Source organism: Streptococcus suis (genome assembly GCF_002964045.1).
In the GTDB taxonomy this organism is placed as follows: Bacteria; Bacillota; Bacilli; order Lactobacillales; family Streptococcaceae; genus Streptococcus; species Streptococcus suis_U.
Genome location: NZ_POPB01000364.1, coordinates 1 through 23,460 on the forward strand (window position 1 = coordinate 1; position 23,460 = coordinate 23,460).

The 23,460-nt window shown below is 39.3% G+C and carries 30 protein-coding genes; 18 read left to right on the forward strand and 12 right to left on the reverse strand.

Annotated elements, in window-relative coordinates:
- Positions 1 to 186: 186 nt before the first annotated feature.
- The 7 genes from C1E99_RS08825 to C1E99_RS08850 are packed head-to-tail and all read right to left on the reverse strand — an operon-like array spanning position 187 to position 3,643.
- Positions 187 to 486 (reverse strand): DUF5960 family protein, encoded by a 300-nt coding sequence (locus C1E99_RS08825; protein WP_105207315.1) that lies wholly within the window; start codon positions 484 to 486, stop codon positions 187 to 189.
- Positions 473 to 841: a hypothetical protein gene (locus tag C1E99_RS08830; RefSeq protein ID WP_105207316.1), complete on the reverse strand. Its 369-nt coding sequence runs from the start codon at positions 839 to 841 to the stop codon at positions 473 to 475. The genes C1E99_RS08825 and C1E99_RS08830 overlap by 14 nt, the downstream gene beginning before the upstream one ends.
- Positions 842 to 853: 12 nt before the next feature.
- The gene (locus C1E99_RS08835) at positions 854 to 1,189 is read right to left on the reverse strand and encodes an imsC-like protein (RefSeq protein ID WP_105207317.1); all 336 of its coding nucleotides are present in this window, start codon (positions 1,187 to 1,189) and stop codon (positions 854 to 856) included.
- Positions 1,186 to 2,601 (reverse strand): Y-family DNA polymerase, encoded by a 1,416-nt coding sequence (locus C1E99_RS08840; protein ID WP_105207318.1) that lies wholly within the window; start codon positions 2,599 to 2,601, stop codon positions 1,186 to 1,188. The genes C1E99_RS08835 and C1E99_RS08840 overlap by 4 nt, the downstream gene beginning before the upstream one ends.
- Before the next feature lie 4 nt (positions 2,602 to 2,605).
- On the reverse strand, positions 2,606 to 2,734 hold the full coding sequence (locus tag C1E99_RS15415; protein WP_269088947.1) for a hypothetical protein: 129 nt from the start codon (positions 2,732 to 2,734) through the stop codon (positions 2,606 to 2,608).
- Complete coding sequence (locus tag C1E99_RS08845; protein ID WP_105207319.1) at positions 2,724 to 2,951, reverse strand: hypothetical protein; 228 nt, start codon at positions 2,949 to 2,951, stop codon at positions 2,724 to 2,726. Before C1E99_RS08845 ends, C1E99_RS15415 begins: the two co-directional genes overlap by 11 nt.
- A gap of 2 nt (positions 2,952 to 2,953) precedes the next feature.
- Positions 2,954 to 3,643 (reverse strand): XRE family transcriptional regulator, encoded by a 690-nt coding sequence (locus C1E99_RS08850; protein ID WP_105207320.1) that lies wholly within the window; start codon positions 3,641 to 3,643, stop codon positions 2,954 to 2,956.
- A gap of 288 nt (positions 3,644 to 3,931) precedes the next feature.
- On the opposite strand from C1E99_RS08850, the gene C1E99_RS08855 reads away from it, so the two are divergent.
- Positions 3,932 to 5,755 carry an ImmA/IrrE family metallo-endopeptidase gene (locus C1E99_RS08855; protein WP_105207321.1) on the forward strand — a complete coding sequence of 608 codons (1,824 nt, stop codon included), beginning with the start codon at positions 3,932 to 3,934 and terminating at the stop codon, positions 5,753 to 5,755.
- Between the two features lie 333 nt (positions 5,756 to 6,088).
- Entirely contained in the window at positions 6,089 to 6,658 is a 570-nt protein-coding gene (locus C1E99_RS08860; RefSeq protein ID WP_105207322.1) for a hypothetical protein, read from the forward strand.
- Between the two features lie 38 nt (positions 6,659 to 6,696).
- Here the strand turns inward: C1E99_RS08860 and C1E99_RS08865 are convergent, their stop codons facing one another.
- From C1E99_RS08865 to C1E99_RS15420, 5 genes are all read right to left on the reverse strand, one after another.
- The gene (locus C1E99_RS08865) at positions 6,697 to 8,652 is read right to left on the reverse strand and encodes a DNA polymerase (RefSeq protein WP_105207323.1); all 1,956 of its coding nucleotides are present in this window, start codon (positions 8,650 to 8,652) and stop codon (positions 6,697 to 6,699) included.
- A gap of 234 nt (positions 8,653 to 8,886) precedes the next feature.
- Entirely contained in the window at positions 8,887 to 9,435 is a 549-nt protein-coding gene (locus C1E99_RS08870; RefSeq protein ID WP_024052936.1) for a DUF2815 family protein, read from the reverse strand.
- 4 nt (positions 9,436 to 9,439) lie between these two features.
- The gene (locus C1E99_RS08875; RefSeq protein ID WP_105207324.1) at positions 9,440 to 10,561 is read right to left on the reverse strand and encodes a DUF2800 domain-containing protein; all 1,122 of its coding nucleotides are present in this window, start codon (positions 10,559 to 10,561) and stop codon (positions 9,440 to 9,442) included.
- A complete protein-coding gene (locus tag C1E99_RS08880; protein WP_024411456.1) occupies positions 10,554 to 10,877 on the reverse strand; it encodes a hypothetical protein in 324 nt (107 codons plus the stop codon). Before C1E99_RS08880 ends, C1E99_RS08875 begins: the two co-directional genes overlap by 8 nt.
- Complete coding sequence (locus C1E99_RS15420; protein WP_256547040.1) at positions 10,852 to 10,986, reverse strand: hypothetical protein; 135 nt, start codon at positions 10,984 to 10,986, stop codon at positions 10,852 to 10,854. The genes C1E99_RS08880 and C1E99_RS15420 overlap by 26 nt, the downstream gene beginning before the upstream one ends.
- A 288-nt stretch (positions 10,987 to 11,274) precedes the next feature.
- Between C1E99_RS15420 and C1E99_RS08885 the strand changes: the two genes are divergently transcribed.
- From C1E99_RS08885 to C1E99_RS08960, 16 genes are all read left to right on the forward strand, one after another.
- Positions 11,275 to 13,560, forward strand: coding sequence for a phage/plasmid primase, P4 family (locus tag C1E99_RS08885; RefSeq protein ID WP_105207325.1), 2,286 nt, complete (start codon positions 11,275 to 11,277; stop codon positions 13,558 to 13,560).
- Positions 13,561 to 13,845: 285 nt separating this feature from the next.
- A complete protein-coding gene (locus tag C1E99_RS08890; RefSeq protein ID WP_058621803.1) occupies positions 13,846 to 14,127 on the forward strand; it encodes a VRR-NUC domain-containing protein in 282 nt (93 codons plus the stop codon).
- On the forward strand, positions 14,108 to 15,484 hold the full coding sequence (locus tag C1E99_RS08895) for an SNF2-related protein (RefSeq protein WP_105207326.1): 1,377 nt from the start codon (positions 14,108 to 14,110) through the stop codon (positions 15,482 to 15,484). The genes C1E99_RS08890 and C1E99_RS08895 overlap by 20 nt, the downstream gene beginning before the upstream one ends.
- Positions 15,477 to 15,953 carry a hypothetical protein gene (locus tag C1E99_RS08900; protein ID WP_105207327.1) on the forward strand — a complete coding sequence of 159 codons (477 nt, stop codon included), beginning with the start codon at positions 15,477 to 15,479 and terminating at the stop codon, positions 15,951 to 15,953. The genes C1E99_RS08895 and C1E99_RS08900 overlap by 8 nt, the downstream gene beginning before the upstream one ends.
- Positions 15,954 to 16,147: 194 nt before the next feature.
- A complete protein-coding gene (locus C1E99_RS08905) occupies positions 16,148 to 16,330 on the forward strand; it encodes a DUF6900 domain-containing protein (RefSeq protein ID WP_068993600.1) in 183 nt (60 codons plus the stop codon).
- Between the two features lie 44 nt (positions 16,331 to 16,374).
- Entirely contained in the window at positions 16,375 to 17,412 is a 1,038-nt protein-coding gene (metK, locus tag C1E99_RS08910) for a methionine adenosyltransferase (RefSeq protein ID WP_105207328.1), read from the forward strand.
- A 1-nt stretch (position 17,413) separates the two neighbouring features.
- Complete coding sequence (locus C1E99_RS08915; protein ID WP_105207329.1) at positions 17,414 to 17,779, forward strand: HNH endonuclease; 366 nt, start codon at positions 17,414 to 17,416, stop codon at positions 17,777 to 17,779.
- A gap of 298 nt (positions 17,780 to 18,077) precedes the next feature.
- A complete protein-coding gene (locus C1E99_RS08920; RefSeq protein WP_105135968.1) occupies positions 18,078 to 18,539 on the forward strand; it encodes a hypothetical protein in 462 nt (153 codons plus the stop codon).
- Complete coding sequence (locus tag C1E99_RS08925; RefSeq protein WP_105207330.1) at positions 18,511 to 19,764, forward strand: site-specific DNA-methyltransferase; 1,254 nt, start codon at positions 18,511 to 18,513, stop codon at positions 19,762 to 19,764. Before C1E99_RS08920 ends, C1E99_RS08925 begins: the two co-directional genes overlap by 29 nt.
- 96 nt (positions 19,765 to 19,860) lie before the next feature.
- Entirely contained in the window at positions 19,861 to 20,109 is a 249-nt protein-coding gene (locus C1E99_RS08930) for a hypothetical protein (protein ID WP_105207331.1), read from the forward strand.
- Between the two features lies 1 nt (position 20,110).
- Positions 20,111 to 20,323 (forward strand): DUF4314 domain-containing protein, encoded by a 213-nt coding sequence (locus C1E99_RS08935; RefSeq protein ID WP_105207332.1) that lies wholly within the window; start codon positions 20,111 to 20,113, stop codon positions 20,321 to 20,323.
- Positions 20,324 to 20,336: 13 nt separating this feature from the next.
- Complete coding sequence (locus tag C1E99_RS08940; protein WP_228381536.1) at positions 20,337 to 20,555, forward strand: hypothetical protein; 219 nt, start codon at positions 20,337 to 20,339, stop codon at positions 20,553 to 20,555.
- A gap of 50 nt (positions 20,556 to 20,605) precedes the next feature.
- Entirely contained in the window at positions 20,606 to 21,079 is a 474-nt protein-coding gene (locus C1E99_RS08945; RefSeq protein ID WP_105207333.1) for a phage terminase small subunit P27 family, read from the forward strand.
- Positions 21,076 to 22,668, forward strand: coding sequence for a terminase large subunit (locus C1E99_RS08950; RefSeq protein ID WP_105207334.1), 1,593 nt, complete (start codon positions 21,076 to 21,078; stop codon positions 22,666 to 22,668). Before C1E99_RS08945 ends, C1E99_RS08950 begins: the two co-directional genes overlap by 4 nt.
- Positions 22,669 to 22,733: 65 nt before the next feature.
- Positions 22,734 to 23,027, forward strand: a complete 294-nt coding sequence (locus tag C1E99_RS08955; RefSeq protein ID WP_024392798.1) for a hypothetical protein — start codon at positions 22,734 to 22,736, stop codon at positions 23,025 to 23,027.
- Positions 23,020 to 23,358, forward strand: a complete 339-nt coding sequence (locus tag C1E99_RS08960) for a type II toxin-antitoxin system RelE/ParE family toxin (RefSeq protein ID WP_024411442.1) — start codon at positions 23,020 to 23,022, stop codon at positions 23,356 to 23,358. The genes C1E99_RS08955 and C1E99_RS08960 overlap by 8 nt, the downstream gene beginning before the upstream one ends.
- The last annotated feature ends 102 nt before the right edge of the window (positions 23,359 to 23,460 follow it).

Consider the following 23,460-nt stretch of genomic DNA (forward strand, 5'->3'; position numbering starts at 1 on the left):
AACAGTCAATGGGACGATGGGCTGTGACATAATAAATCCTCCAGTTATGTTTTTTATAACAGTATACAGGAGGAGGGAGTGATTAGATAGATACCTTGTTATTGGGCGGTTACGAAAAGTTTTATAAGTATCCTAATAAAAATCATAATTTTGTAAGTAAAATAGGAACAGTAAATCGAACTGCTCCTATTTTTCTGTTAAATACTTTGTAGTTTTCTTGTAAGAATAGCGGTAGATTAGCGGATTTTCATCTACGGTACTTACTTCAAATATGAAGAAGTGATCGCGATTATCTCTGGACTTTTCCTTATTGAGGACAAAGTAATTCTTATATGAAGTCGCCATTGTTTTGAGGATATCATCGGTCAGGAAGGTCAATGGAATATTCATGTTGGAGTAGCGGTAGAAGTCACGTTCAAATTCTTGGTAGCTCTCGCTGTAGTAGTCCATTTGCAGGTGATTACGCTGAAATTCAAGCTGATTCATAAAGCACCTCCTCAACAAGTTCAATACTAATAATGTCTTTCAATTTCAAATTGATGTGACCTGTTGTAGTTTTTATCAAAATATAATCCTTATTCAGACTTGGTATTGTTCCAGTATAAGAAACACGCTTGTTTTTTTCAACGACATGAATGCGCGTGTTCAGTTGCCCAGCATAAACTTGACTGAGGAGTAATAATTTCTTCTCCAGTGACAAATCTGACATATACGTTACTTTGTTTGCATCGTCAGTGAGTGCTGATGTATGCTCAGAAAGGAAAAATCCCATCCATTTTTGCATCTTAGTATCTTGGTACTCTCTTGCTGATTGAAATGGTAAGTATGAACGATCAATCATTTCAAATCCTTTCTATGCAGACGCAAGGATATTTTTATCAAATTGAATCGTAAAACCTTGAATTCCCCCACCTGTGTAATGTTCTTTAAAGTGATTGATTACCTCAGTATAGATCATCATAGATGAGCTTGTTGGCTTAATACTAAATGTAAATTCCAAAGGTAATCGGTTTTCTGATTTAGCATGTACTAGTCGTATCGATATTTCAGTTGTTTTAAGTTTTCTCTGGCGAAGTTTTGAAGATACTGTTTCAACGACTCCGTGTAATATCCTTTCAATCACCTCAATATCATTACATCCTTTACTATGGATTTCTGAAAATTGTACAGTATTTGTTTCTTGTTTCATTTTAATCCCTCCAATCCACCAGCGGAATGACCGCCGATAAGTTTGCTACGTTCAATATTTCTGGAACCTTCGGTTAGGACGGTTCCTTTTTGTATGGCCAAAAAGCCAAACTGTTCTCTGACAACATCAATTGCTGTCTGAAGTCTATTTTCTTTTTCAATTTGTTCTACATCGTCAAATAGTGATAGTAGAGTATAATTTTCATCTATGAAGCCACTATAAGATACACCGATTTGTCTCACTGCACCAGAGTTGTATTTCTTTCGGAATAATTCTAGTACATGACCAACCATTGTTTTTGGAAGATTTGCTGGGTCAATTTTTTTCTGAGCATTTATAGATTTTTTCATCTCAGTCCTAGAATAGCCAATATGAATAGAAACAACAGTTGCTTTCTTATGGGCTGAACGCAGTCGATTAGCAACTTGATCAGCCATTTCAGCCAATACGATTTCAATTTCTCTTTGGGTTCTATAATCTCTAGGAAGTACTTGTGAGTTACCCAATCCTCGTGATTTTGGTTTATAGGGTTCATGGACATTGCTCTCATCAACTCCATTGGCGTGAAACCAAAGTTGAACACCGACTTTACCGAATTCTTTTTTGAGAATATCAGGATTGAAATTGGCCAGTTCTTTGATTGAATGAATACCAAGTTTTTGTAAATGAATCTCAGTCTTACTGCCTATACCCCAAAAGTCGGTTAATTTTGGAATAGACCATACCTTGGTTTCTACATCTTGGTATGACCAGTTAGCCCTCATTGTAGCAGTTTTCTTAGCTTCATTATCTAGAGCTAATTTAGCTAGAAGAGGGTTGGAGTTGCTCATTCCCACAGTTGAGATAATACCTGTTTTACGGTAAATATCTCTCTGAATCATAGCGGAAACATTATCTAACTTATCTTTCCTTGACATTGACTTATCAGAAATAAAGTAAGAAAGTGAGCTAGTAAGGTCGATAAAACCTTCATCAATTGAATAGGGGAGAATGTCATCTGGAGCAGCATAGTCTTGAAAGATATGTTGAATCTCTAAATTCTTCTCAATATATCTGTCCATGCGAGGAGGAACAATGAGTGTACGCTTTGCCCAGTGTTCGATGAAAGATTTATACTTTGGTGTTACGTCTATCCCCTGTTTCCACGCATTCTGGTAGCTGAATTTACGAGTGTTTACGTCAAAAGGCAAGTCGTAAGAACGCCCTACGTTTGCTTTTCCGAAAACTTTCTTAAACATAGGAGAAGAAGCCAGTATTAATCCTGCTGAGTTACCCGCTCGGCTCATGACGCATAATGATGTGTAGAGCGGATGCAAACCTCTATCTACACACTCAACCGAAGCGTAAAAGGACTTCATATCGAGGAAGGCTATGTCACTTTGAGGTTCTATAGAGTAGTCGATATAGCCCATAGGGTTACCTCCTTTTGAGTTTTTCTAGCTCTTCGATAAGTTCATCGATGTAGTCTGTGATGTCGTATTCTAATTTGTCAGGGCTGAAGAAAATACGTTCTTCTTTGATGTAAATCATTTCTTTAACGTTCATTGGTATTCTCATCCTCCTCGGTCATAGCAATCAAAACAGAATCTTCTATCAAAAAAGCGTAAGGATAGATTTTTGCATCCTCATTTTGAGGAATAAGAATTTCATCGAATCCTTCATTCCCTAGTCGCTCTTCAAAGTTGTCCATATTGAATATTTCAACTTTACAATCAGGGTTGAAACCATACGTTCCAAGTTCTAAGATATCTTTTAATTTCATGACTATACTCCCTCGACAGGCATAAAGTGACCTACAACTAGACCGACAATTCTTGGTTTATCCTCATAAGGGATGAACTTCTCAGGATAGTCCTTATTCAAGGAAACCATTCTGAACCCATCTTCTTCACGGTAGAGCTTCTTGATATAGACAGAGTCATTCCAAGATAGTGCATAGACAGCTCCATCATAGTCAAAACCGTTGGAGCGAATAAGTGCGACTTCACCACTCTTATAGATAGGCTCCATAGAATCTCCCTCAATCCATGCTGCAATGTCGTAACCGTATTGTTCCTCATTGGAGTAGACTGTTTCAGTCTCAAACTCGTCAAAGAATCCTTCTCCAAGACCAGCTGAGAGCTGAACATCGGATAGCACCTGTACTGAGAAGAGGGGAGTGACGTTTGAGGTTTGTTGGGAAAGAAGAAGTTCCTCAACATATTCCTCTGCCTTTACTTGGTTGTCAGGAGATAACTGAAGATAGTTATTGACGATATTGTATTCAGATTCAAAATAAGTGACAGGGACATCTAGGATTTTGGCAAGAGCGGTGAGGTTTTTTTGATTAGGGATAGATTTACCAGATTCCCACTTACTATAAGAAGCTCTATTGATATCTAATATATTGGCAATTTCCGACTGATTTAAATTTTTTTCAATTCTTTTTTCTTTAAGACGAAATCCAGAAAACATGTTGCTCCACCTTTGTTGCTTTATTATGCAACAATTATATCAAAAATATCAAACTTTGCAACAAAAGAACATTCAGATGCAAAATCTGCTTATTATTCATCCATTCTATATTTAATATATATCGTTTGATCAAATCGTTTTTCTGGTTTTAGTAGTTCAATCATATCTAAAGTAACATTAGCACAAATTTTCTTGTAATAGAATAATGTACTGATTTTTTTAACAATTTTTGATATAATATTCTCAACATTATGTTGCATTATAAAGCAACGAAATTGAGGTTGTAAGATGCCAATTACAGAATATATTAAAAGAAAATTTATAAATCAAATTAAGTCAGATATTCATAGTAATATTTTATTGGATATTAAAGCTAAGATAGAAACCAGTGTTGAGAACTGGCAAGTGTTCTCAAAAGAACTTCCAAACATAAAATATATTAAAGTTACTCCGTTTCAAAAGGATTATCGAACTATTCGATTATTGGTTAATGTGACTTCAGAAACACATTTCGAATTTATTTGTAAAGAGAAGACAGAGGTAAGAGATATTCAAAGAAAACATACGATTGAATATTTGTTATTCTTTGATGATGAAGTCATAATGTCACTAGTAGAAATTGGTGAACTTCGAAAAGTAAAGTTTGATAGTGAAACACAGCTAGATTCAACGTTACTTCCCTATATGTATCAAACAAAGTACGAGGAAGAAGCAGAACAATTTTTGAATACCTTTTATAGTTCTGCATTGAAGCTACCGCAACCCATTGACCCTCTAATTGCGATAAATAGCCTTGGACTGACATTGCTGGAAAGCCCCTTAAGCCCTGATGGTAGCATTCGTGGTCAAAGTCATTTTAGGTCAGAACTAGCTAGGGTATATGACCATACTTACAATTCTTACAAAAGTTTAGTTGTTTCTGAAGGAACGGTGATTTATGATGCAAGTAAATTTGTGAAAGGGAATAAAAACCTAACACTCATTCATGAGGCTTATCACCATTATCGTCATAAACCACATATTGTTATGAAAGAATATCTACTCTCTCAAGATGATTATTTAACAGGAGAAGAGGACTTCAGGCAGGCTAGAAAATGGATAGAGGAACAAGGTAGAGTAATCCCACCACGAATTTTAATGCCAAAAAGTACTTTTTGTAGTAAAGCTGCTGAAATTATTGTTAAGTTGAGTACTAAGAAGAGACTGATTGGAATTCTCGACGTTTTTCAGAGTACAATTGAGGAATTGGCAGAATTTTTCAATGTATCCAAGCAGTCTGCTAGAATTAGGTTGATTGAATTAGGATTCAATGAAGCTAAAGGTGTTCTTGAATATGTTGATGGTAGATATATTAATAACTACGCATTTGCCCCCGAAAAAGTGGGAAAGAGTCAGACATTAACTATTTCTGAACAACAAATGTTTGATTTATATGTCTCCGATAGTAATTTTCGAGAATTGATTGATTCTAAATGTTATATCTATGTTGATGGACATGTGGTTATTAATAGTCCAGAAGTAGTATGGTACTTCATGCAACACCCTTTTATTTCATCAGCAGCTCTCGAGAAGCTCGATGAGTATGCGATAATATTTGATGTAAAGCGCAGGGAATATGAGGAAGTTGGGTTTGAAGAAGATTTTACTTTATATCTGCTACATCCTAGTTCTTATAAATTTGAGATTTCATACAAACATGGCATTGAATATTCTATTGATGAAAGAAAGCTTGAAGTTGAAACGGAGCAACGAAATCGTGAATTTACATTGTTTAAACAATTGCCAAATGACTTCACTGAAGCAATGAATAAAGTAAAAGATTATCAAGAAGAAACTTTTCCAAAGATTGCAGAAGCAGTAGATTCAAGTGAATCTACGATTAAACGACTGTTTAAAGGAACGGGTGGTAGTTTGCACCTCTTTGTATTGGTATTGGTGTATCTTGAGTTACCTGATTTTATAAATCAGTATCTGTTATCGCTCTCAAACTTTAAAATAAAAAATGGTGATAGAGAAGATATGGCTTACCAATACCTGCTTAACCATTTCCAAGGACAATCTGTAGCGGCCGCAAAACAATTTTTAACAAAAAGAGGAATTTCTACCAAATAATCGTGTCACAATGTTGATACGATTTTTATATTATCTGGGTGATATTTTATGTATTTTGAGAAGAATACTCCATAGTAGCAAGGTTTTGACCGTGTCAGAATCTTGCTATTTTCTTTTTTATTTTCCGTGAGATACTAGACTAAAAGTAATCTCATGTCATGATTTGCTACTGATCATAGCGAACCTCAAAGTTATGACTTGAGAGTGCATTGTCAGTCTGTGAGGTTAGCTGACCGATAACATAGAGGAAAGTAACTATGCGGTCAAGAATATTTTTTGCATGCCTTGATTTGTCATGTGTGCTTTCGGTATTAACTGGAAAGCCAATCAATCATGACAATCAACGTCAACTTTTTCAACTACTGCCAAGCTCAATCTTCATCAACTGGAGTACAACCAACTGAGGGTGAAGTACTAGCTCCCATGTTCGTACAGGATTATTACATGTCCTCACACCATTCTGGTTTGTTACGTGGTACGTTTCGTCAATGTCGAATTATGGGTATTCCAATATTAACTGCCTTTGTTCCAGTCGCAGAAGAGGAATATGAACAGATGGTCTGGTGGTATAATAACTCAGTTAATGATTATCTCAAAGATTTTCGTAAGCCAAGTAAAAATGCCCCTAATATTTCATCTTGGGAAGCATTCACAGAGAAACAAGATTTACCAGTTATCGATGATGGGATTGAGCTTTATCTATTCATGGATCAATTTGAGTTTTTGAAATCAAAACTTGCAGAATCAAACTTTCAAGCACCAGAAATTTTGGAAATGCTATTTGATGGTTATGAGTATAAGGAAATCTTTGAAAAACTAGGAGTACAGAAATCTGCAGGCTATAAAAAAGTCAATAATACTAAGAAAGAAGGGATTGAGCTTTACAAAGAATTAAATAAATAGCAGAATCGCCATCTCAATTGTGAGGTGGCGATTTTTTACTAATCTTTCTGATAGAATAAGCATTCGTATCCGTCGGCACGAAGGTTAATATCAGACAACCAATCTGGTGCAATCCCCATTAATGATGCAATCTCATCAAGTTTTTGTTCCCTTGAACATTCGATTATTACTTCATCGTGTACATGGCCTACAATTTTAAACTCTTTCAGTTGCTTCAAAGAGTAAGCAAGGATGTCACGGCTGATAGCTTGTACAATGTTTTCTACAAATTTTGGACCGTAACTTGCTAACCTCTCCCAACGTTTAGCTGTTCCAGTTCCCTCATAAGTGACGGACACTCCACCGAATTGGTTCTCTCCAATTCTTGGTTTGATATATGCTAATTTACGACCAGATGGGAGTGTAATGAATAGAATGCCGCTTCTTACTTCAAATTGAATACCGTGAGTAGATGTTGGAATTAGTTCCTTTACAGCAGTCTTAACCGCCCTGTCCACATCCCACCAGAAGAGAACGATATTCGGATTAGCTAGTCGCCAAGAGTTCACTAGTGGTTGGAGTTCTTCCTCCGATAGTCCCATATCAATGGCACCCATGGCTTTGAGTGCACCGACTGAACCACCATAGCCACAGGCCAACTCCGCAATTTTCCCTTTTTGCCTTAGTTCAGAATTTTGTCCGTGTTTTTCAACTGGTACTCCAAACATCTGAGAAGCGGACATGCAGTAGATGTCTTTCCCTTGTTCAAATACCTTACTACGCCATCTCTCCCCTGCCAAGTGGGACAAGACACGGGCTTCGATAGCTGAAAAGTCGCAAACAATGAATTTCTTTCCTTTGCTAGGGACAAAGGCTGTTCGGATAAGTTGAGATAAGGTATCTTGTGTGTCGTAAAGGAGTTCAGTAGCTTCTAAGTCACCGGTTCTGAAAAGATTTCTCGCTTCCTCAAGGTCAGGAAGGTGGTTCTGTGGTAAATTCTGAAGTTGTACCAAGCGACCAGCCCATCGCCCTGTTCGATTGGCTCCATAGAATTGAAACATCCCTCTAGCACGTCCATCCTTACAGACACAGTTCATCATTGCTTGGTATTTGGAGACGCTGGATTTGGCTGCTTGCTGACGAAGCTTAAGAACTTGAGCAGTTGTTTCATCAACCGTTTTGAGTAATTCTTTCACAGCTTTTTTGTCAAGTGAATCTGTAGTTATTCCATGTTCACGTAGCCAGCCAATCATCTGCAGAACAGAGTTGGGATTTTCAAGACCTGTTAAGGCTTTTAGTTCCTCTTGGATTTTAACTTTGCTCTCTGCATCAATTTTGATTGCGGCTTTTACAAAGTCAACATCTATGCCAATACCTCGGTCGTTGATAATCTGATCCTGATGATATTCTTCCCAAACAAAGTCAGGTACGGAGAAGTTTTTCAGTCGTTCCTTGATAGCTAATTCGACCTCAACATCACGTCTGTTGTAATCGATAAAGGTAGCCCACTTGTCAGGCGCGTGATGTGGAAAGTTGCGAACTCGTCCCCCATTGACTTTGGTTGGCTTACAAGGCACGCAGAAGTAGCGAATGAGGTCAGCCCCCTCTCCCATCTTTTGGTCTTTGAGTTTGAGGACTGTTCCAACTCCCTCAAGGGAGAGTGGGAGTCCTAAATAGGCGGACCAAATCATGCTACATCGCCATGAATTAGGCGAGAGAAATCCATCTAATATTAATTCAGGATGATGTTTCTTGAGCCAGTTGGATAGGCAAATTCGCTCAAATGAAGCGTTGAATGCCCATTTGATGACTCTTTCGTCTACTAAAGCTTCAAGAATATCTTGTGGTAACTTCTCTTTATTAAAGTCGTAAACAGTCACTGGTCCATTATCAACAGATACTGCAAACAAAAGGAGTTCAAAACTGTCATCTTCCGCATAGCGATAGACACCAGATTTTCGTAGGTCAATTTCGCAATAGGTTTCGATGTCTATACTAATCTCTTTAATTGGCATAGTTTGTCCTTTCTGAAAAAGGTGACAGAAGTACTGCCACCTAAAGTTCTATTTGTTTTTTCGACTGAGTGGTGTTTGGCTAAGTTTTTCTTTATTTTGCTTTGCCTTTCGTTCCATTTCATTTCGAATATCATCTCTAATGGTCATATACCCGAAGTATAGTCCGATAAGCACCCAGAGTCCCATAATAGTACAAGTTAAAATAGCATACATCATCAATCTAAATCTCCATTTCTAGTTCAAAAAGTCATCATCGTCTTCTGTCGCAAAATCATCCTCAGCACGAGTGCGTCCACCGAGGGGTTCACCATCACGCAATTTTTGCAAGTTATTCAAACCGCAAGCAATCCCTTTATTGCCATTGGAATTAAATGCGTAGAAGGTGATAGAAGCACGTCCGTAGATGCCTGAATACAATTCTGATGTATCAATGATTTCTTGACGATTGCCATCAACCACACCAGGTTTGTGTGGAGAGTTGGCATTCACAAAGTAAGCATTTTTGTATGCTTCATCATCAGGTCGTTCAAGATCACCGTCACGTAGGGGAGTTTTCAGAGTAGATAATGCAGGTACTGATTTACCGTTGCCTTTAAGTTTTGACTCACCTTCTTTGTATGCTTGCTCAATAGCAGCCTTGATTTTGTTAATGGTGACTGTATCATCTTTTGGGATGATGAGTGAGGCACTGTACTTGGGAGTGCTACCGTTAATTGACTTTGGCTCATTGGCATTTAAGTAGCTGAAGCGAGTGTTTGGTCCTGTAATTACTTTAGTTGTCATATAGTTAATCCTCTTTGAATTCATGTTTTGCTAGGTTCATCTCTTGACGGCTATCGTCAATTGGAACGAGTGTTGGTTTACCACTTGGTTTTATTATGAGACCACCAAGGAGGTCATTAAAAGTTTTCTTGCCAAGTAACTTAGTCATGGCAGTTATAGTGAGTAGTTTTTTCTCAAAAGGGTCAAAGCCTGCTTCCATCACAGCTTGACTCACGGCTGACTCATCTGAGAATTTACGAACAGAGCGACCTTCAACCAGTTTGTATCCTGGGATGTGATGTCCATCTGTTGCTTGATTTAATGCATAAGCTTTGATGTCGTTTGCCCATGAAATCAACAAGTCTAGCTTAGGTAAAATCTCTGCAATATCCTCGTTATCAAGAGTAGCTGGATTCGCAAACTCCATCTTGGCAAGAGCCAAATTATCCTCCGCACGTTTGCGACAGATATTCTTGAGTTTACAGAATTGGCAGTGTTTACCAGACTGCATATCCCCCTCACCCTTGAATGCAAGTTTAGCTTTTGGGGCGAGTTCATTTTCTGCCCATTCAAGCAACTCAGTCTTTTCTATCTCAAAGGTAGATATGTTATGTTTTCGTGGTTGAAAGATTGTCATGGTAACTTTATCGAAATCATAAAGTCCATCAAACATCTCAAGTGCTCCAAGTGCATAACACATCATTTGAGGGTTGTGGTCTGCATCAACTAGAACACCAAGCCCGTGCTTGTAGTCAATTACCTGAAGAAGTCCGTCCGCCACGATGAGGCAATCTCCAGTTCCAAATCCTTCAGGTACCCACTTAGAAAAGTCCAGTCGTTGTTCGACAAGAACTGTAGGGTCACGAGAGTAGCCTTTGGCTTTCTCAACTTGCTCCATGACATAGTTGCGGTATTCTTCTGCACAATCCTGCATTTCATCGTTATAAAATGTTAAATCCTCAGTCGGATCACGCGCATTCCTACCTAAAGCTTTCTCGACTAGATAAGCACATAACTCGTGAGCATCCGTACCTTCAAGGGCAAACTCAGAGTTTACATCTGGCATATCTTCTGTTAACCGAATGGAAGGTGGGCAGTTCAACCAACGATGTGATGCAGAAGCAGATAGAATGGCGTGGTTAGTCATTACCAATCCCTCCAGCTTCTTCAAGGACTGCCGCAAAGTGTTTAGGGTCAAGAGCTGATAGAGAAGAAGCACCGTATGCATTTAGAAGAGCACGAACCTCATTCTTAAAGCCATCTTTTGCCTTTGTTGCAAGGACTGCACGGACATCCTCCAATTGAATTTCCTTTTGTAGTTCATTTTTTGGTGGATTTGATTTAGGTACTGTTTCATCATCAGTAGATAGGAGTTTTTTGAACTCATCCACCAATCGAAGGTAGTACTTTGCAGTTTCTTCCATATCATGAATTAGTCTATTCAGTTCTTTCATTTTGCTCATTGTTTTCTTCCTCCATAATTTTCCGAGCGAGTAGTTTTGAGATGACGCTGATAGCGATGAGAGTATCAGCTACGTTTTCATCAGGTTTGATGTATGGTTCGTTTACCATATTTGGTCCTCCTATCTTACTAAGTAAGGTTTTGATTAATTTTTCCACTTTGTAAGAGATTTTTTTTAGCCATATCCCTTACACATTACTAAGTAGAACCAAGTGATGTTTTTCCGTTAGATTTGAAAAAATTTTGAGTATCAAAAAAGTTTCCTGTGCAATTTAATAGGAAACTTCTATTTTTTTGAATAATTTTTTCTGAGAGAGCGGAAAGATTTGTCAGATTCTTACTTAGTAAGTTAAGAAGATATATTTCTAAAAATACTGCAAAAATATGGAGGGTGCATAATGCAATTTACCTTATCTCATTCAGGACAGACTGGGGTTCAGACAACCACTGTCTACCCCAATCAAGTAGCTATTACTGATGAAATATCGCTACAAACTGTTGTGCAATTCGACCATGTGGCGGGGCTGTTTTTAAACAATACACGCTCAAATGCCAATTTCATCAAGTCAGATGTACTGGTCATGGATTTTGATAATGACCATTCTGAAAATCCAGAAGAGTGGATAGCTGTAGAGAGACTAAAAGAAATCTTTGCGGATTATAACTTTGCCTTGGTAACTAGTCGAAGTCATATGCAGGCTAAGGCAGGAAAAGCTCCAAGACCAAAATTTCATATTTATTTCCAAATCAATGAGGTAACTGATAAAGATATTTATGTAGCCATGAAGGAAGAACTCTGTAATCAATACAAGTTTTTTGATGATCATGCCAAGGATGCGGCAAGGTTTTTCTTTGGAAATCCCAATGCACAGGTTATATGGCATGATTCATGGCTAACTATTGATGAAGATTTGTTTCAAGCTGTGTCTATTGATGATGAGGAAGATTTCGATGCAGACTTCTATACTCCTACAAGTGGACCAATCCAGCAAGGGAGTCGTAATTCAACGATGTCTGTATTTGCAGCTAAGATCCTAAAACGCTTGGGAGTAACGAAAGAAGCAAGAGATGGCTTTGATGAACAGGCTCAGAAATGTGTACCGCCACTTGATAAAGCAGAGTTAGATACCATCTGGGGTAGTGCTGTGCGATTCTACAACAGAACAATAAAAACATCTAAAGGCTACGTAGATCCCGATGTATTCAATAGAGAAACATTAAAACCAGATGATTACTCGGATGTTGGGGAAGCGGGAGTTCTTGCAAGAGAGTATGCGAACAGGCTCGCTTATACCAATGCAACGGACTATCTTTACTATGATGGGACTCACTGGCGTGAGAACAAGCAGTTGGCATTAGGTGCAGTTGTACACTTTACCGATGAACAACTTGCTGAAGCGAATGCACTCCTGGAAACTGCAGAAAAACAACTTCAGTCTTCAGGTATTGATGAATTGACCATTAAGGCTGGTGGAAAGCGACTAGAAAATGCAGTCGAAACTCCACTTCAATTGAAATATTTAAAAGCCTACCTTGCTTCTAAAGAGTTCCATAAATTTGTTATGAAACATCGTGACTATAAGAATTTGATGGCTGTCTATAATACAGCTAAACCAATGCTTTCAGTAGAATTGTCAGAATTAGATAGTGATGACTTATTACTCAATACCCCAGTGGCTACCTATGATTTACGAAAAGGAATAAATGGGCAACAAGAACACAATCCTGAAGATTACATAACAAAAATAACCGCAGTCTCCCCTAGTGATCAGGGAATGGGATTATGGCAGGAAACTTTAGCCACCTTTTTCTGTAATGACCAAGAATTGATTGACTATGTTCAAGAAATTATTGGTATGGCAGCTATCGGTAAGGTCTATCAGGAACACATGATTATTGCCTATGGAGGCGGAGCGAACGGCAAGTCTACTTTTTGGAATACCATCGCTCGTGTGCTAGGGAGCTATTCAGGTAAATTATCTGCGGATGCCTTAACTATGTCAAACAAGCGTAATGTCAGTCCTGAGCTTGCTGAGCTTAAAGGGAAACGTCTGGTCATTGCTTCTGAAATGGCAGAAGGGATGCGACTCAATACTGCGGTTGTTAAGCAGATTACCTCAACAGATGAAATCCAAGCAGAGAAGAAGTACAAGGATCCATTCCACTTCGTGCCCTCACACACGCTGGTTCTTTACACTAACCATCTGCCTAAAGTAGGGGCGAACGATGATGGAACGTGGCGACGTCTGGTTGTCATTCCTTTTAACGCTAAAATCATAGGTCGCTCTGATATCAAAAACTTTGCGGATTATCTGTACGACAATGCAGCACCAGCCATCATGTCTTGGATTATAGAAGGTGCAGAAAAAGCCATCAAAGCGAACTTCAAAACAAAAGTACCAACTGCTGTATCAGCATCCGTCAAAGCCTACCGAGAAGCAAATGATTGGTTAGGACACTTCCTTAGTGACTGCTGTCAAGTTGGTGATCAGTTGACAGAAAAATCAGGAGAACTCTACAGTCAGTATCGAGCCTATTGCACCAAAAACATGGAGTATACACGCAGTACAACCGATTTTTATTCTGCACTTGAGCAGGCAGGGTTTAAACGAAAACGGACAAGTAAAGGTAACTTCATTCTTGGTTTGAAATTGGTAGAGGATGGCTATGATTTCTTAGATTAATGACCGACATTTTTAGCCAACTTACCTCCATAAGAGTGGTGCGGGACAAATTTAGGTGTGTAGGTCGTTGACTGATTGGTTGGAACTTATTTTGAAGTAGGTTTCAGATTAATGCTTAATACGACCAGCATGAGTGACATTTTTTGATTTTGTGTAGGTCTATTATGGTCTTTTCTAAAACTATCCTATAAGCAAAAATTACTATAAAAAAAAGCCTATAAGAGGAGTTTTGGAAATGACTGCACTAGACCTACACACTTCAATTTGACGAAAGGATTTAGAACGATGAGAGAAAAATACGTTGAGCAAGCTTTGGTGAAGTCTGTGAAAGCTAGAGGAGGCATTTGTCCTAAATGGGTATCGCCATCTTTTTCTGGTGTGCCAGACAGGTTGGTGTTTTTACCCAATGGCAAGTTTGGCTTGGTGGAAGTGAAGGCTCCTGACCAAAAGCCAAGGGAGTTACAAGTGTCAAGGCATAAACTGTTCGAGCGGTTAGGCTTTAAGGTTTACGTTATTGACCGCATTGAGATGATTGGAGAGGTGCTAGATGAAATTGACATTACATAACTATCAAGTAGTCGCCAAGGACTTTATCATTGGTCATCCTTATGCAGCAGTCATCCTAGACATGGGGATGGGAAAGACGGCTACAACTTTGTCTGCGGTGAATGAGCTGATGTTTGATAGATTTGAAGTCACTAAGGTTTTGGTTATTGCCCCACTTCGGGTCGCAAATACAGTATGGAGTGATGAGATTGAGCAATGGGCGGAGTTGCGTCACCTACGTTATTCGAAAATAGTTGGTACTCCCAAGCAACGAAAGGTAGCTCTTCAGAAAGATGCGGATATCTATATCGTCAATCGTGAAAACCTCCCTTGGCTGGTGGAACAATGTAGTCCCTATTTCAAGTGGAATATGGTAGTGATTGATGAATTGAGTTCTTTCAAGTCTTGGCAGTCCAAGCGTTTCAAAGCCTTCATGGCTATGCGACCTTACATGAAGCGAGTGGTTGGACTAACAGGAACACCGAGTTCTAATGGACTGATGGACTTGTTCGCAGAGTTCAAGGTCATTGATGGTGGGGAACGTCTTGGTCGATTCATCGGTGAGTTTCGTAGTCGCTACTTTGAAGAAGGTCGTCGCAATGGAAACATTGTCTATGAATACATCCCCATGGATTATGCGGAGTATCAAATTCAAGACAAGATTAGTGATATTACCATTTCCATGAAAGCCCTAGACTATCTGGATATGCCTGATTTGATTTCAACCAAGAAGCTGGTGCGTATGTCAGAAAAGGAAAAAGAAAAATACATTCAGTTTAAGAAAGAGTATGTATTGTCAGAGTTAGATGGACTAGAAGTAACTGCTGCCAATGCTGCAAGCCTAACGAACAAGTTAGTTCAGTTATCCAATGGAGCCGTATATTCTGATGATCATACAGTCGTGTCACTTCATGAACAGAAACTAGATGCCCTTGAAGATATCCTTGAATCCGCAAATGGAGAACCTATCTTAGTTGCCTATTGGTTCAAACATGACTTGGCTCGGATTATGAGTCGTTTAGAAAAACTCAAGCTAAAGAGTCAGGTGTTGAAAACAGAAGAAGATATTCGTGAATGGAACAAAGGAAATGTTCCAGTTGGCTTACTTCATCCAGCTGGAGCTGGTCATGGTTTGAACCTTCAAAAAGGCGGTCACCACTTGGTCTGGTTTGGTTTAACATGGTCTTTGGAATTATACCAACAAACAAATGCACGGCTTTGGCGACAGGGGCAAGAGTCTGAGACTGTTGTTATCCAACACATTGTGACTGAAGGAACGATTGATGAGGAAATCCTCAAAGCACTAGAAAACAAAGATGCACAACAAGAACGGCTGATTGCAGCTGTTAAAGCGCAAGTAGGAGGGGCAGATGGATAAGGCAGAGCACATTCTGACGCATTACAATGAACTTAAAAGTGACTTGGAGATGTTAAAGTATCGTTTGGATCATTTCAAACCAGTGACAGAAAATGAGGTTATTGGTTCGCTAGTTTTTGAGAAATCTGATGAACCTAGGGTTAAAAGTACACCTACCAATCGACGATCAGAGATGATTGCACTGAATTTTCGTGAGAAGATGATTCAGGAAAACGAGGAACAATTGGCAGATTTATCGCAACGGTATATCCGATTGGCTAATGACCTTGAGAATTTTGAGATGGCTTTAAAATTTCTAAAGGGAGATTTATATGATTTTGCTCAATCCATGCTTAAGACAGATAGTAATTGGGATAGCTTGATGAGAGAGTTTCATATTAGCCGAAGTACTGTTAGAAATTGGCGCCGTAAGGTCTTAGACCATGTTAGGGAAGTTTATCTGAAAATGGGATTTTCTTTGGAAAAGTAACCTCCCCCTGACCTCCCCCTGACCTACCAGTAACCTACCCCTGCACTAAGTGTGACCTAACATTGACCTCACTTTGTCAAAATTTGTGGTAGAATTGTAAGTGTCAAAAAAGATAAAAAATACCCAGTAATGACTGGATTTATCTCCTTTTTAGAGTTAATATGTACACAACAAAAGAAGAGGAGAACAATACCATGACAAAACGCCAACAAGAAAAACTCAATGCCCTTTTAACAGAGATCGCTAAAGAAGAACTTCTAGTTGAAACCTTAGAAAAACGTTGGAGTGACAACCTCGATTTCTACGATGTTTCGGTTTGGGGAATCAAAAGAGCATTGGAGAGAGCCTACGAAGCAGGTCGACAATCAGTAAAATAAACCAAAGCCTAGCCCAAGGGTTGGGCTTTTTGCGTGGAGGAATTATGATTATTTCTAGTGAACAAGTGTCAGTTGGACACCCAGATAAAATCTGTGATCAGATTTCAGATGCCATTTTGATGGAGTGTCTCAAATATGACAAATCAAGTCGAGTGGCAGTTGAAACCTTAATCAAGGATAACCAAGTTGTGGTAGCTGGTGAAATTTCAACTAGACATTACTTTAATCTCGAGAACATTGTACGTCAGGTTGTCGAGCCACTTGGTATGAAGAATGTTCGGGTAACTAACCTACTTGGACTCCAAAGTTGTGATATTTCCCAAGGTGTTGATAATGGTGGTGCTGGTGACCAAGGAATGATGTTCGGTTATGCGACAGATGAAACACCTGAGTACCTACCCCTTCCTTATGTTCTGGCCTCTCGAGTCCTTGAGAAACTGATGTCCCTTGGTCACCCCTTACTTGGCAAGGACGCTAAAGCTCAGGTTTCCTACGACTATGATAAGAAAAGAATTGATACATTTTTAGTTTCCATCCAACATACCGAAACGGCTGACCTTGCCAAAGTGAAACGAATTGTGACTGAAGCTATGATGTCAGTAGCACTTCGTTACCGTCAGAATCTAGATTTCAAAGTTCTAGTCAATCCGACCGGACGTTTTGTTCTTGGTGGCTCATTTGCGGATGCAGGAGTGACTGGACGTAAGATTGTGGCGGATACCTACGGTGGTTTCGCACATCATGGTGGCGGTGCCTTCTCTGGAAAAGACCCAAGCAAGGTTGACCGCTCCGCAGCATACATGGCACGAAAGATTGCTAAGGATATTGTACGAGAAGGGTATGCGAAACGATGTGAGGTACAATTAGCCTATGCCATTGGAGTTGCAGAACCAGTGTCGGTGTATGTAGAAACCTTTGGAACGAGTCGCTACACCACACAACAACTGGAAGGAATGATTTGTGAGCGGTACGATTTAACACCACAAGGTATCATTAAAGAACTTAATCTCTTGAATGTAGACTATACCAAAACATCTTGCTTTGGGCATTTCACAAAAGCCTATCTTCCTTGGGAGAAGTAAGATGCCACGAAGACCAAGCATACCTTGTAAACAAAATGGTTGTCCTAACCTAGTTCCTTATGGCCAGAAGTATTGTGACAACCATAAAGCAAACCACCAACTGGATTCCAAGTCAACCAAAGCTAAAGGCTATAATGCTAAGTGGAACAAAGTACGACTTCGTTACTTAAAAGTTCATCCACTCTGTGTTCAATGCAAAGCCAAAGGTCGACTGACCAAGGCAACTGTTGTTGACCATATCACACCCCACCGAGGTGACCAAGAACTCTTTTGGAATCAAGCCAACTGGCAAGCACTTTGTAAGTCTTGTCATAATAGAAAGACTAAGACGACTGACCGATATGTGGAGTATACGTATCGATTCTAGTCTTGGAGTTTCGTTACAAAAGTATCTCATTTTTCACCCATTGGGGGAGGGGGGATAAAATCTCTAAACCCTTGGGAGACTAAGACCGACGCCCCCTCAAACGTGCAATTTCGCAAAATTCGCAAGCGGGTACATTAAAATTGCTCAATTTTGACGTTCCTTCCCACCGTTATCACGTTTCTAATGTGGGGATGTAGCGTTCCCTAGTATGTAATTTTGGTAATAAAATAGTGAAAAAGGCTAGAAACAATGTAGAAAATAGTTGTTTTTAGTCCTTTTTTGCTGGAAAGGAAAACAAATGGACGAAAGTCAACGCAAACAAATCTGGAAAATGCGCGCAGAAGGTCTTGGCTATGGTTTCATCGGTAAGGCTACAGGTTTATCTAGAGATTCCGTTAAGAAATACTGTAAACGAAATCCAGCATTGCTTGGACATGGTGCTGCGACAAAGCAGATGGCAAAAGCCGACCAGAATGATGGTCTTCGTTGCCCTCAGTGTTATCAAGTACTTAAAACTCACAAAATAGGTAGACCAAAGAAGTTCTGTTCGGATAAGTGTCGTAAGGTTTGGTGGACCACTCATTCTGACGAACACGATAAATCAAAAACCTCATATGAAGATTTGACTTGTCAATATTGTGGCAGGTCATTTTTATCTTATGCCAATCCGAATAGAAAATATTGTAGCCATTCGTGTTACATTCAATCACGCTTTTATAAAGGAGAAATCAATGACAAGTCAACCAACAATGGAAATTAGAGAGATTCGATTGTCTGAATTACACCCAGCCTCTTACAATCCTCGAAAAAAACTTAAAAAGGGTGATAAGGAGTATGAAAAGATTAAGCAAAGCCTACTCAAGTTTGGCTACGTTGACCCCATCATTGTCAATAAAGATTTGACGGTTATTGGTGGCCATCAACGATTAACTGTATTGAAGGACTTAGACTATGAAACTGCCAAATGTGTCATTGTCGATTTATCCAAGGAAGATGAAAAGGCCTTAAACATTGCCCTTAATAAAATCACTGGTCAATGGGATGACCAGCTTTTGGCGGATTTGCTTTTGGATTTACAGGAGTCAGATTTCAATCTCGACCTGACTGGTTTTGAACCACCAGAAATTGATGACATCCTATCAAATGTCCATGATAAAGACCTATCAGATGATGACTTTGATGTAGAAGAGGAATTGAAGAAACCCACCTTTTCAAAACGAGGGGACATTTGGCAACTTGGTAAGCACCGAGTGATTTGTGGAGACTCAACTAAGGCAGAAACCTACGACCAACTGTTAGGTGATAAGAAAGTCAATCTTGTTGTGACAGACCCGCCGTATAATTGCGATGTTGAAAAGACGGCAGGTAAAATTCAAAATGATAATATGGGTGATTCTGAATTTTATCAGTTTCTTTTAGCTATGTTTACTCAAGTTGAGAACCACATGGAAGCCGACGCCTCAATCTACGTATTTCATGCGGATACGGAAGGATTGAACTTCCGTAAGGCATTTAAGGATGCTGGATTTTATTTGAGTGGGTGCTGCATTTGGAAGAAGAACTCATTAGTGCTTGGACGTAGTCCCTACCAGTGGCAACATGAACCATGTCTCTTTGGCTGGAAACAAAAAGGAAAACACCAGTGGTTCAGTGACCGTAAACAAACAACCATTTGGGAATATGACCGTCCTAAATCCAGTAAGGACCATCCAACGATGAAACCCATTCCGCTCATGGCCTATCCTATTCAAAATTCATCCATGCGTGGGACTATTGTTCTTGATCCATTCCTTGGTTCTGGCTCAACCCTAATGGCCGCAGACCAAACAGGTCGGTTTTGTTACGGCATTGAGCTAGATGAAAAGTTTGTGGATGTCATTGTCAAACGTTATATAGAGTCAATCGGAAATGAAAACGTGACGGTATTGCGTGATGGACAGACTTTGACCTTTGCTGAAGCGACTTCCATATTAGAAAACGAATAATTATCAAATATATCTTCAAAATATTCCATAAATGACTGGATATATGTCTCCTTTAGAGTTAATATGTACACAACAAAGGAAGAGGAGAACAAATCCATGACAACAACACTTGAAAAACTTTACGATATCTACCCAGCAACCGCAAGCATCATTCCTTACAAAGATTGGGTCATCGTTGCATCGAATGGATATAAAGGAACAGAAGTTGTGATTTACGAAACGGCTGATAGTCTTGAAGAGTTTGAAAACTTCGAACGCAGATTTGACCGCATTTACCAAGAAGCAGGAAGATTCGAAGACTTTGGACATGCAGTTAAGTGGGCATTTGAAAAGATTGGAGAATAACATGGACGCAAAAATGTTCAATAACCTAAAGACAATCTATCCGGTTGGTACAAAGGTTAGATTAGTAAAAATGGATGATCCACATCCAGTTCCTAAAGGAACACTTGGTACAGTTATTGGAGTGGATGACATTGGCTCACTCTTAGTTAAGTGGGAAAATGGCAGTTGCCTGAATGTTTTATATGGAATAGATATCGTGGAAAAGGTAAAGTAAGATGTGGGAAATAATGACTCGAACGGTTGGTGATAGGCATTACGTTTGTGAATTTCTCCGTGAAGATACAACAGACCCGAGAAATATAGACGGTGCTTGGATTAGAATTCTGACAATAAAACGTGATGGTGAATATATCTACCAATATAGATATGGGAATGAAATAGATAACATGGACGATATTGATAGAACAGTTTGTCAGGCTGTTCTTGATAACTTTAATGAACTTTAGGAAGGAACTCGAATTGAGTTCTTTTTTCTTACTCTAAAGGAGGTGAGATTGTGGCAATCAGGGGGCGAAAACCAAAGCCAATGAATATGAAAATACTTGAGGGAAATCCTGGTAAGCGACCACTTCCTACGAATGAAGTCAAACCCAAACAAAAAGCCCCACGTTGCCCACAGTGGCTTGAAGATGATGCAAAGAAGGAGTGGAAAAGGATGGGAAAAATTCTCGAACAAATGGGAATTTTAACCGAAATGGACATGACTGCATTTGCAGGATATTGTCAAGCTTACGCACGCTGGAAAGAGGCGGAAGAGTTTCTTTCCAAGCATGGCTCCATTATCAAAACTCCGAATGGCTATCTCCAACAAGTCCCTCAAGTCTCTATCAGCCAGACTAACCTCAAAATCATGCTTAAATTCTGTGAACAATTTGGTTTGACACCTTCAGCACGAAACCGATTAGCAACTATGGATGCGGAAGTTGGTACTGGTGATGAAATGGAAGATTTGTTAGGAGGAATTTTATGAGTTATCATTATGAACCAAGTCCCTTCATGCTTCCAACCTCACACTATGATAAGGCAAAGGCTGATAGGGCAGTAACATTTATCAATAACCTCTCCCATACCAAAGGCAAGTGGGCTAGAAAGCGATTTGATTTGTTGCCGTGGCAGGAACAGATTGTCCGTGACCTATTTGGAATTGTCAAGGAAGATGGTAATCGCCAATTCTTAACAGCCTATATAGAAATTCCAAAAAAGAATGGCAAGTCTGAGCTAGCAGCAGCTATCGCTCTTTATCTATTATATGCGGATAATGAAGCCAGTGCAGAAGTTTATGGTGCGGCTTGTGACCGAAATCAAGCGTCAATCGTATTTGATGTAGCCAAGCAAATGGTGCAAATGAGTCGCCCCTTGGAAAAGCGGTCTAAGATAATGGGAGCTACCAAGCGTATTGTAAATTATTCTAACGCTGGGTTTTACCAAGTTCTTTCTGCAGAGACTGGGACAAAACATGGACTAAACGTATCTGGCTTGGTCTTTGATGAAATCCATGCTCAGCCAAATCGACATTTGTATGATGTATTAACCAAGGGATCAGGAGACGCAAGGGAACAACCTCTCTTTTTTATTATCACAACAGCTGGAACGGATAGGACCTCCATCTGTTATGAATTGCATACTAAAGCATTGGATATTCTGAATGGTAGAAAGAAGGACATATCATTCTATCCAGTGGTTTATGGATTATCCGATGAAGATGATTGGAATGATGAAGCAAACTGGAGAAGAGCCAACCCTTCACTAGGGCATACTATTGGGATTGACCGTGTTAGAGAAGCCTACCAACAGGCACTTGACAATCCTGCTGAAGAAAATGTCTTTAAGCAGCTCCGTCTAAATATGTGGACAAGTTCAAGTGTTGCTTGGATTCCAGAACATGTTTATGCTAAGGGAAATGATCCTATTCAATATGAAAACCTCAAGGGTCGTAGTTGCTATGCAGGGCTAGACCTTTCTAGTACGTCCGATATAACAGCTTTTGTCTTGGTATTTCCTCCTAGATTTGAAGAGGAAAATTATATCGTACTGCCATACTTTTGGCTACCTGAGGATACACTGGAACTGAGATGTCGACGTGACCATGTTCTGTATGATGTTTGGGAGCGTCAGGGCTACATCAAAACTACGGAGGGAAATGTTGTTCACTATGGTTTTATCGAAAAATTTATAGAAGACTTATCGGAAATCTATCATATCAAGGAGATAGCCTATGACCGTTGGAATGCGACGCAGATGGTTCAGAATCTAGAAGGGATGGGCTTGACCATGGTGCCTTTTGGTCAGGGATACAAGGATATGAGTCCACCATCTAAGGAACTCTATAAACTTATGATGGAAGGCAAGATTCAACATGGTGGGCATCCTGTTCTGAAATGGATGGGACAAAACGTAGTCATGAGACAAGACCCTGCTGGTAATATCAAGCCAGATAAGGAAAAGTCAGTCGAGAAGATTGACGGTATTGTAGCACTCATAATGGGACTGGACCGTTGTATTCGTCATCAAACTGATGAAGGGAGTGTCTATGATGAACGTGGAATATTGAGTTTTTAGTTGAATTTAAAAGGTAAGCATGATAGAATGTATTTACAAATCATATTTACAATGAGGTAAGAACTATGGCAAGCACACAGCCCGTCAACTTTAGAGCAGATTCAACTTTTTATAAACAAACTAAAGAAATTTTAGCAGATGAAAAGCTGACTCTGTCTGATATCTTCAATGCTGCTCTTCGTAAAATTGCGACTGGAGCAGTTGATCCCAAAGAGTTCGTAAACAGTGATTTACAAGAGACGCAGTATCAAGTTGCTTTTGAAGACTTGAAAAAGGAAATTCTAATTGGCCATCAAGAAATTGAGCAAGGGAAACTAACATCTTTAGCTGATGTGAGAAAGGAATTTGGTCTTGAATAATCATAAACGATACCATGTTTCCCTTACGGATCAAGCCAAAAGGGACTTAGGAGGGATTCATGACTATATTTTACATAATTTCTATAGTCAACAATCTGCCGACAGCAAACTAGACCTTATCCTAACTGCACTTGAAACTCTAGAGACCTTTCCTGAAGCATGTCCTTTGGTGTCTAGTCGTGGTTACGGGGAATTGACAGATGATGGCAAACGGTACCGATATATGCCAATCGAGAATTATCTAGCTTTTTATTACATTGATAACCATGAGGTTTATGTTGCAAGGATTTTGAACTCTAAGCAAAATTGGGCTAAATTATTCAATAAATAACGGCCATTTTTCTATGCGAAAATTAAGGAAAAGGTATTCTCAGTGGTTATAAAAAATAATATTCCCATAAATAAATCTGATGACTGTTATTGTCTATTAGAT

What these genes read in the sequence shown, in the direction of transcription:
- C1E99_RS08825 (WP_105207315.1), bottom strand. Translation starts at nt 486, where the DNA reads ATGAATCAGCTTGAATTTCAGCGTAATCACCTGCAAATGGACTACTAC.
- C1E99_RS08830 (WP_105207316.1), bottom strand. Translation starts at nt 841, where the DNA reads ATGATTGATCGTTCATACTTACCATTTCAATCAGCAAGAGAGTACCAA.
- C1E99_RS08835 (WP_105207317.1), bottom strand. Translation starts at nt 1,189, where the DNA reads ATGAAACAAGAAACAAATACTGTACAATTTTCAGAAATCCATAGTAAA.
- C1E99_RS08840 (WP_105207318.1), bottom strand. Translation starts at nt 2,601, where the DNA reads ATGGGCTATATCGACTACTCTATAGAACCTCAAAGTGACATAGCCTTC.
- C1E99_RS15415 (WP_269088947.1), bottom strand. Translation starts at nt 2,734, where the DNA reads ATGAACGTTAAAGAAATGATTTACATCAAAGAAGAACGTATTTTCTTC.
- C1E99_RS08845 (WP_105207319.1), bottom strand. Translation starts at nt 2,951, where the DNA reads ATGAAATTAAAAGATATCTTAGAACTTGGAACGTATGGTTTCAACCCT.
- C1E99_RS08850 (WP_105207320.1), bottom strand. Translation starts at nt 3,643, where the DNA reads ATGTTTTCTGGATTTCGTCTTAAAGAAAAAAGAATTGAAAAAAATTTA.
- C1E99_RS08855 (WP_105207321.1), top strand. Translation starts at nt 3,932, where the DNA reads ATGCCAATTACAGAATATATTAAAAGAAAATTTATAAATCAAATTAAG.
- C1E99_RS08860 (WP_105207322.1), top strand. Translation starts at nt 6,089, where the DNA reads ATGACAATCAACGTCAACTTTTTCAACTACTGCCAAGCTCAATCTTCA.
- C1E99_RS08865 (WP_105207323.1), bottom strand. Translation starts at nt 8,652, where the DNA reads ATGCCAATTAAAGAGATTAGTATAGACATCGAAACCTATTGCGAAATT.
- C1E99_RS08870 (WP_024052936.1), bottom strand. Translation starts at nt 9,435, where the DNA reads ATGACAACTAAAGTAATTACAGGACCAAACACTCGCTTCAGCTACTTA.
- C1E99_RS08875 (WP_105207324.1), bottom strand. Translation starts at nt 10,561, where the DNA reads ATGACTAACCACGCCATTCTATCTGCTTCTGCATCACATCGTTGGTTG.
- C1E99_RS08880 (WP_024411456.1), bottom strand. Translation starts at nt 10,877, where the DNA reads ATGAGCAAAATGAAAGAACTGAATAGACTAATTCATGATATGGAAGAA.
- C1E99_RS15420 (WP_256547040.1), bottom strand. Translation starts at nt 10,986, where the DNA reads ATGGTAAACGAACCATACATCAAACCTGATGAAAACGTAGCTGATACT.
- C1E99_RS08885 (WP_105207325.1), top strand. Translation starts at nt 11,275, where the DNA reads ATGCAATTTACCTTATCTCATTCAGGACAGACTGGGGTTCAGACAACC.
- C1E99_RS08890 (WP_058621803.1), top strand. Translation starts at nt 13,846, where the DNA reads ATGAGAGAAAAATACGTTGAGCAAGCTTTGGTGAAGTCTGTGAAAGCT.
- C1E99_RS08895 (WP_105207326.1), top strand. Translation starts at nt 14,108, where the DNA reads ATGAAATTGACATTACATAACTATCAAGTAGTCGCCAAGGACTTTATC.
- C1E99_RS08900 (WP_105207327.1), top strand. Translation starts at nt 15,477, where the DNA reads ATGGATAAGGCAGAGCACATTCTGACGCATTACAATGAACTTAAAAGT.
- C1E99_RS08905 (WP_068993600.1), top strand. Translation starts at nt 16,148, where the DNA reads ATGACAAAACGCCAACAAGAAAAACTCAATGCCCTTTTAACAGAGATC.
- metK (WP_105207328.1), top strand. Translation starts at nt 16,375, where the DNA reads ATGATTATTTCTAGTGAACAAGTGTCAGTTGGACACCCAGATAAAATC.
- C1E99_RS08915 (WP_105207329.1), top strand. Translation starts at nt 17,414, where the DNA reads ATGCCACGAAGACCAAGCATACCTTGTAAACAAAATGGTTGTCCTAAC.
- C1E99_RS08920 (WP_105135968.1), top strand. Translation starts at nt 18,078, where the DNA reads ATGGACGAAAGTCAACGCAAACAAATCTGGAAAATGCGCGCAGAAGGT.
- C1E99_RS08925 (WP_105207330.1), top strand. Translation starts at nt 18,511, where the DNA reads ATGACAAGTCAACCAACAATGGAAATTAGAGAGATTCGATTGTCTGAA.
- C1E99_RS08930 (WP_105207331.1), top strand. Translation starts at nt 19,861, where the DNA reads ATGACAACAACACTTGAAAAACTTTACGATATCTACCCAGCAACCGCA.
- C1E99_RS08935 (WP_105207332.1), top strand. Translation starts at nt 20,111, where the DNA reads ATGGACGCAAAAATGTTCAATAACCTAAAGACAATCTATCCGGTTGGT.
- C1E99_RS08940 (WP_228381536.1), top strand. Translation starts at nt 20,337, where the DNA reads ATGACTCGAACGGTTGGTGATAGGCATTACGTTTGTGAATTTCTCCGT.
- C1E99_RS08950 (WP_105207334.1), top strand. Translation starts at nt 21,076, where the DNA reads ATGAGTTATCATTATGAACCAAGTCCCTTCATGCTTCCAACCTCACAC.
- C1E99_RS08955 (WP_024392798.1), top strand. Translation starts at nt 22,734, where the DNA reads ATGGCAAGCACACAGCCCGTCAACTTTAGAGCAGATTCAACTTTTTAT.